The 1,351-nt window shown below is 26.3% G+C and carries 4 protein-coding genes; all 4 read right to left on the bottom strand.

What is annotated here, in order from left to right:
* The coding region (locus U880_RS0101770; RefSeq protein WP_024654525.1) for a DUF787 family protein at window positions 1-249 on the bottom strand (249 nt) is incomplete at its 3' end.
* Window positions 239-796: a DUF764 family protein gene (locus U880_RS09870; RefSeq protein ID WP_038358851.1), complete on the bottom strand. Its 558-nt coding sequence runs from the start codon at window positions 794-796 to the stop codon at window positions 239-241. The genes U880_RS0101770 and U880_RS09870, both read right to left, overlap by 11 nt.
* Window positions 793-1,170, bottom strand: a complete 378-nt coding sequence (locus U880_RS0101760) for a hypothetical protein (protein ID WP_024654524.1) — start codon at window positions 1,168-1,170, stop codon at window positions 793-795. The genes U880_RS09870 and U880_RS0101760 overlap by 4 nt, the downstream gene beginning before the upstream one ends.
* Window positions 1,161-1,351 (bottom strand): DUF1506 family protein (locus U880_RS0101755; protein ID WP_024654523.1); only part of this gene is annotated, 191 nt, incomplete at its 5' end. The genes U880_RS0101760 and U880_RS0101755, both read right to left, overlap by 10 nt.

Genomic DNA, 1,351 nt, shown 5'->3' with positions numbered 1-1,351 from the left:
TTGAATTGCTTGTTTTAAATATTCTTTTTCTTTATTAAATTCATCGTCACCATTGCTACCTTCTTTTTCAAGTGCATCAATTGCTTGTTCATAATCATTTATATTTAAATATAATATTTTATATTTTGGTGATGTAGTATTAAGTTTAATTTTTGAACATTTATAGACAAGTAGTGGTGTATAATAACTTACTTGATTTAGATCCAATCTAGAATGCGTTAAATTAACACTAATTGTATCAGCTGGCATTATTTTTCTCCTTAATTTTTTCTTCTTCTATTTGTATATTTGCTCTAAATCCTTGACTTAAACAATAAGTTAAGTTGCTATGATTGCTATTTATGTCAAGGAGACCATTGTTTTGCATATTTGTTGTATGGTGAATATAAAATTTCAAATTTATTTGGTAGTCATTATCTTCAGGTGTAAAAGTAAAGCTTTGAGTTGCAAAGTCATATAAGAAGTCACTAAATAATGTATAAAGTAACATAAGTCTTTCATATGCATCTTTGTTTGAATTGTTCGTTAATGCCATAAAATATAGTTGAAAATTGATAGCAAATTCGTTGACATTATTATAAAATACACCTGTTCTTGAATTATGATTAAAGAGACCATCAATATTATTAAAATGCACAGCAATTATATTTGAATTATTTATTGTATATTGAGACATGTATGGATGGTTATATGTATTTATAATACCAACATCAAGATTATAAATACTTGCAAATTTGATAAACTCTTTTAGAGTTGATATTAAGCATTTTTCAACAGTAGTAATATCTAGAATCATTTATTTATCCTATATTCAATTGAATTAAGCATAAGTCCTGTATCAATAAGTGGTATTTCTGGAGTTTTGCTTCCTTTATTTCTCTTTAAAGCAATTGTTTTTGGAGATAGTTTAGGCGTAATTTTAGATGATAAGACATAATTCTTATAGTAATTGATAAATGCAATTCCAAATGCATTCATGCCATTCTCTATGCTCTTATTAAATTCACTTCTCATGTAATCGGTATTAACATATTCTTGAAATTCAGATAAATTGGCTATTTTGGTTAAATGTTTACGTATTGGAAGTTTATGACTTCCCTTTTCATGCATACGTGCTTCTTTTGAACGTACATCAAACCAACCAATTTCAAGTTCAATGTCTATATCCATTTGATATTCCTTAAAATTAGTGTCTGATAGCCAACGCTAGAATCAATCTTAATAATTTCAAAGAATGTATCATCTAACGATATTCTATCTTTAATTTCAAAATTAAGATCAGCATTTGTATAAAGCTTTGATAAGCCTTTTACATCACTTATGTTTAAGTCATAAATTTTTACTAGTTCTT

This window comes from Borrelia hispanica CRI (genome assembly GCF_000500065.1).
In the GTDB taxonomy this organism is placed as follows: Bacteria; Spirochaetota; Spirochaetia; order Borreliales; family Borreliaceae; genus Borrelia; species Borrelia hispanica.
The sequence above is the reverse complement of the archived record's forward strand: the minus strand, read 5'-3'. Positions and strand labels throughout refer to the sequence as shown.